The sequence below is a fragment of the Vibrio sp. 10N.286.49.E11 genome, from assembly GCF_041469505.1.
In the GTDB taxonomy this organism is placed as follows: Bacteria; Pseudomonadota; Gammaproteobacteria; order Enterobacterales; family Vibrionaceae; genus Vibrio; species Vibrio crassostreae_C.
Genome location: NZ_JBFRKQ010000121.1, coordinates 1 through 5716, shown reverse-complemented (window position 1 = coordinate 5716; position 5716 = coordinate 1). Strand labels below are relative to the sequence as shown.

At 39.2% G+C, this 5716-nt stretch carries 6 protein-coding genes; 1 reads left to right on the top strand and 5 read right to left on the bottom strand.

Features of this window, described 5'->3' with window-relative positions; all coding sequences use genetic code 11:
- Positions 1-367: 367 nt before the first annotated feature.
- Positions 368-901, bottom strand: a complete 534-nt coding sequence (locus AB4167_RS21550) for a hypothetical protein (protein WP_017030974.1) — start codon at positions 899-901, stop codon at positions 368-370.
- A gap of 156 nt (positions 902-1057) precedes the next feature.
- Positions 1058-1720: a hypothetical protein gene (locus AB4167_RS21545; protein ID WP_372137001.1), complete on the bottom strand. Its 663-nt coding sequence runs from the start codon at positions 1718-1720 to the stop codon at positions 1058-1060.
- 220 nt (positions 1721-1940) lie between these two features.
- On the opposite strand from AB4167_RS21545, the gene AB4167_RS21540 reads away from it, so the two are divergent.
- Positions 1941-2897 (top strand): IS110 family transposase, encoded by a 957-nt coding sequence (locus tag AB4167_RS21540; RefSeq protein ID WP_017064050.1) that lies wholly within the window; start codon positions 1941-1943, stop codon positions 2895-2897.
- A gap of 33 nt (positions 2898-2930) precedes the next feature.
- Here AB4167_RS21540 and AB4167_RS21535 read toward each other — a convergent pair whose 3' ends face one another.
- The 3 genes from AB4167_RS21535 to AB4167_RS21525 form a co-directional block, all read right to left on the bottom strand.
- Positions 2931-3473 (bottom strand): super-infection exclusion protein B, encoded by a 543-nt coding sequence (locus tag AB4167_RS21535; protein ID WP_372137000.1) that lies wholly within the window; start codon positions 3471-3473, stop codon positions 2931-2933.
- 467 nt (positions 3474-3940) lie between these two features.
- Positions 3941-4441 (bottom strand): TIR domain-containing protein, encoded by a 501-nt coding sequence (locus AB4167_RS21530; protein WP_017050425.1) that lies wholly within the window; start codon positions 4439-4441, stop codon positions 3941-3943.
- A gap of 11 nt (positions 4442-4452) precedes the next feature.
- Positions 4453-5716, bottom strand: a 1264-nt coding sequence (locus AB4167_RS21525; protein ID WP_372136999.1) for an SIR2 family protein, incomplete at its 5' end; no start/stop codon positions are given.

The following is a 5716-nucleotide window of genomic DNA, read 5'->3' as shown; positions in this document are numbered from 1 at the left end:
GCCATAATTATTTTACTCATACCGTTTCTCTTGTTCAGTGTGACCTCAATAGCATTATAGGGATATGTTGGTAAAATGGTAAGCTTGGCTAATTCCTCTGACTTGCTGGTTATTGATCCCCTAGACTTCCAGTTCTCATCACTCTCAGCGACAAGAAGTTAGATTGGTGAATTAATGTCAGCGAAAAGAGCTAGCTTGCTCGAAAATATGCTTTGCTAAAGAAATCCACATCGTCGCTATCTAAGAAGCTTTTGGACAAAAGCTTGTCAGCGACTTTGCTAAATTAGTAAACCATCAATAACTACAGGTATGGCAACTCACTTATTAGATTGTCCAGTATAACTGGAGCAGATCAGTATGTTCATTCTCAATGCTTGTGCTCTGCCACCAGTTTGACAACCAAAGCTTTCAAAGACTCTAAAATATTCAATACTTCGGTGGCATCTTTTGAGTATTTATTGTTTAGTTTTTCTACTTCTTTTTTCGAAATTACATTATGAATAGAAGCTCGATTAACTTGATAATCTAGGAATGCAAGCACAGTTAGTCTTGCACACTCGCTTATGTCGATTTTTTGGTCAGAAAAATACAAATCTAAGTACATAGTAATTTTCTTATAAATCTCTTGAGTTTTATTATTCAAATCATTAACTTGATCTTCGTTTGCCACTGGTGATGTTGCATAAGATTTAATTAATAAACGATGCGAGAACTCATCATATTCTTCAATCGCAAGATAAAGTGCTTCTAGCTTACCTAGTAAATTTTCCCTTTTCGCTCTACGATTAAGAAACCATTGATTTAGCAGAACAGCTAATATTGCAACTGTTACAGAAAGAAGAACAGTAATTAGTTGAGCCTGCTGTGCTTTATTTGAAAATATTTCTGTTAAAAATTCCAATGAAACTCCTATCTGCTTTGAACATATCAACGCAGCGTTAAGTAGTGAGCAATGCTACCACAAAACCCAACTATACCACCGTAAACACAAAACCCAACGATGGAATGAAAAATGCCATGCGTTGGGAATCCGTCTTAAACGCCTTGTATATAAAGTTTATTTTGCTAGATCTGACTTAATGTCATTCCAAGCCTTTTCCAGTAAAGATTGACACTGTTGCTCCAAAACCTTTGCATAACTTCCTAAGTTTTTAAGGCTATCGGCATCTTCCTTTCCAACATTTGATGTAACATCTTGCATTAATGACTTCAAAATCTTTGCGTAATCCTTTTCTGCGTCTAGCATTAATAATATTTTGCTTCTGTAGTAAAACAGTGCCCTATAATTTTCATTTGCATCGTCTGTTAAATGATACTTTTTGTTCTGGCGCCCGTTAACTGCAACTAAATAAGCAATAGATATGAATTGAGACATATTTTCACGCAGATCGGCAATCCAAGCCTGCCTTAGTTCAGCTATCTTCTCTCTGCTTTGACTTTTTTGATTTCGCCTTGATATCCAAACAACTGCAATGGACGTGAGAATGCTCCCCAGACCTATGGCACCAGTAACAAGCAAAGCGTGATAATCTGGTGTGATTGACAATAGAATTTCTTCTCCACCAGTGCTTAATATAAATTTTTCTTTGCTCACTTTGTAGATATCTCCGCTTATGGATAAATATAGCCCAATTAAGGTGTGAAGCACGCGACCACAAAACTCAATTTGAACACCGTAATCACTGAACTCAAACCAAAAATGCCAAGCGTGCTGAATCACTCTTAAATTGTTTGTATGGATAATAAGCACTCCAATCGGGTAATGTGAGACCCAGGCTTTAGCTGCAACTAAAGCTTTCTATGTAGTAGTTCGTTTAAACGCCGGCTCCTCTATCGAGAGACCGATAACAAACATGAACGCTACATAGGACTTCAAGCATAAACCTCGAATAGTCGACTGGGTCTCGAACCCGCATTACGCAAGCATGAGTTAGCTTATTATGAATACCAAAATCAATCAAAGCATCAACGTTGGAGTTGATACCGGCAAAACACAATTAGACATCCACATCAGGCCACTAGACCTATTTTTCTCAGTAGAGAACAATGATAAAGGCATCAAAAAAGCACTCAAAACGATTAAGAGTCACAGTCCTGAACGAATCGTTATTGAAGCAACAGGCCGATTAGAAATGCCTTTTGTTCTTGCATGTGCAGAGGCTCAATTACCTATTGTCAGAGCAAACCCTGTCCACATAAAACGGTTCGCTGGTGCTATTGGCCGCAGAGCCAAAAATGATCGTTTAGATGCAGAATTGATTGCTCACTATGGAGAAGCAATCAAACCAGCTCTTACTGTCATAAAGCCAAAAAACATACGCCTAATGAGTGACTTAGTCATTCGCCGAAACCAGTTGTTATCCATGCAAACCATGGAAAAGAACCGAATCCAGATACTTCCCGCTTCTCTCCATCCGACTATCAAACCGATGCTAACCACGATAAAAAATCAAATCACCAAGTTAGAAGAAAAGCTCGTTAAACTCATTGAAGATAGCCCTGAATATCAGGCTAAAAACACAATATTGCAGAGCGTCCCTGGAATAGGAAACATTGCCGCTGCATCAATAATTAGCAACGTACCAGAACTTGGCTACATCACAAATAAACAAGCGGCATCACTAATTGGTGTCGCTCCAATAACACGCGAAAGTGGGCGCTACAAAGGTAAGCGCGTGATCCAAGGCGGTCGAGCGCAAGTACGCACAGTGTTATATATGGCAATGATGTCAGCCATGCAATGTAACCCCGTATTCAAAGCAACTTATGCTCGACTTGTAGCTGCCGGAAAGCCTAAGAAAGTCGCAATAATCGCGTGTGTTCGAAAGATGGTTGTGACTCTTAACTCTATGCTGAGAGATGGCGCCATGTGGGATGAAAACACTGCCAAAAATTAATCATTGACGCCATAGTCGTTTGTTAGCTATATGCTACCAGCCACCAAAACCCATTTTTTCTCTCGGTGTCATAGGCTCACCTATATGACCATCGAGTAAATGAGGGTTGTTGACTAAGTACTCTCTAGCCCAAGGTTGCAGGTTAAATGCAAAACCATTTAGCACGTCACCTGTGCTCGATGGCAGGTAAGTAACCCCCTTAGATCTCAAACCAGCCATAACACCATCTTCGTGCCCAACATAAACTGAATTTAACTGTTGTTGGATATAAGGCAACAAATAACCTTTTTCCTCAGGTGTTAACTGATGAAGTAAGCTCTGCTTTCTTTCAAGACTCTTCTTGCTAGCCTGACCTCGGGCAAAAAATGAAAAGAGCCTAGCGCAAGCAAAAGAAACCAACAATAAAAAGCTTGGTCCAAGATAAACCCTATAGGGTTCTCTGAACCCTTTGACAGCAAGAGATTCAGCTACACTATCTGGAACAAAAAGTATTATCCCAACAACTGCAATCACAGCCACTAAAAATGTTGCCGGAATTTTTAGGAAATAATCCATAAAACCAGTGACTTTACCCAACAAAACTTTCCTCCGAACTTGAATAATATAGCTAACGCTTATTAGACGCCAAATTGTCGTCTTTCATCCTTCAATGATGCATTCATTTTTATATTAACTCAAATAACAATCAATACGTTATGCCACATAAAGGGAAGTTAGACAGCAATGTGTCGCCTAGTAATGGGAATGATGAATTATCAACTCAATCGAATAAGTTTTAGTAGGGTAAACGCACGCCCTATGAATTGTATAGAGTATTTAATCTAAGTGATTTTGGGGCACTTTCGAGTTAGAAAGCGCCACGGGTAAAAATTCAATCCGAGAAGCTTTTGGACAAAAATTAGTCAGTTATATTACTAAATTAGGATGCAACGGATTAGTTCACGTATGGAAAAGTAACGCTGCGCTCTGCGGCAAGTTTGGAGCGCAGCGTAAAATTTGTCCGACAGAAGCGCATTGTTGTGCGCTATTGAGAAAAATCCAATTTAGTTATTTTTCCTAATTTCTATTGCCTCTTCTACAGCATTAGCCAAGTGTTTGCTGATCCAATCATATTTCTCTTGGCTGGTTGTCCCTGTAGGGTTGTAGCACTTCACTATTGATGATAGTTTTTTCCCTGTGTTGCCATAACCAATATAATCAAACGGGTTGCTACCTTTTGATGAGGTGTTACCACCACTATCTTTAAGTCCATGGACATATATTCCTACGACTCCTTTGCCATCGTCCCAGCCCTTAACTATTTCATGATTAATCCACTTCCTATCTGCGGTATTGCTGCCGACAAGAACTACAACGCATGACTTTCCAGACATTTCATTTGCAATCCATTTTTTTATCGCCGCATCCCCTCCTTTTTTAACTGTTTCCCAATTGTTATCTGATGTAGGCTTATTTCCATCGATTGCTCCAATATTTCGTACTGTTCCCGCACGCCAGTTATCAGGCAAATAGTGAAAGCTGTAAAAACAGTTACGTTTAGGCATGTTAAGCGTCCTTATTTTAATGATTTTAGTAAGTCAATTATTTCACTCTGAATCGTGGTCAACTCAGATTCCTTGTCGCAAATTTTGTCTATAAATTTTCTTGCACTTTCAGGGAAAGCATCACTGTCAAAATACCCCTCTTTCAGAAGCTCGCAATAAATTTCTCTACTTGCATATTCAGTTGCTCCTACAGGGATTAATAGCAAACCATTTGACTTTGCTATTTTAAATTCCTTGATCAATCCATCTGCAACTACCACCTCTCCATCTTTCAATTTATTCCCAAATAGAAAAATGGCTATACCAGAAAATGAAATCATGTCTGTTCGGTAGTCGTGCCAAACTTGCGCGATTGGTCGAGTACCAACTTCAGTCTGAGGGAATGGCCTAAGTATTAATTGGTCAGAATCCAAGCGCCTCCCGTTCATATAAACATGTTCTAGAGCCCCAGTAATTACAGAACTACCAACACCTAAACCGAAACCAGATACAATTCTAAATCCTAAGCTTGATATTTCTTTTGCTAGAGAGTAAATGAAGTTTTCCGCAACTGAGGGCTCCCACCTGCCATACTCATGCGCTGAACCAGAAATGAAAATTGTATTTCTTCTAAAAGCCCACTCTAATTGCCTGAGAATATCCGTTATTTCTGTATAGCTAGATACCAATATTGTTTTTATGCCGAATCTAAGTAAGTCCTGAATAAATAGCTCTTGCTTTCGTGCTCGGTATTCCGTGTCAGCTTCTGGTTCACCATCCTCTGGCTCAACAAGTTTTTGAATGCAATAGTGCTGCCGCTGATCCGTAGAGTAAGCAACGCGTACACGACTTAAGATGTAATCTAAGTTTGGATCAGTAAAGCTAAAACCCAGGAACAAAAATGTTTTTGCTACGAGGTCACCACTAAGTGCATTTATGAATGGCTGCATTTTGACGTGGTATGCCTCGTAATCATCCTTTGTAAGTACAGCCTCATCAGGATGCTCAATGTCTCCATGCATTTTGTAAACAACGGCATCTCGCCCTCGTTTAGTAAAGCTCAACTGCTTAATTCTATATTTTGTATCAGGAATTTTTCCTGTTTCTGTTAAAGCATTTTCAATGAGCTTATCGTAATTCGTTGTCCAATATGTTGATATTGGAAGCCTTGCAAGTATCTGATGATTCTCGGTAATTGTTGCATTGTCAGATAGCTCATTAATGAGTAACTGATTTAGTTTTCCACGATTAGCCAGGTTTGAATTACAGTGGTACTGGGCTTTGTTTCCTAATTGG

Coding starts and splice junctions, on each gene's coding strand:
- AB4167_RS21540 (WP_017064050.1), top strand. CDS start 1,941: ATGAATACCAAAATCAATCAAAGCATCAACGTTGGAGTTGATACCGGC.
- AB4167_RS21530 (WP_017050425.1), bottom strand. CDS start 4,441: ATGCCTAAACGTAACTGTTTTTACAGCTTTCACTATTTGCCTGATAAC.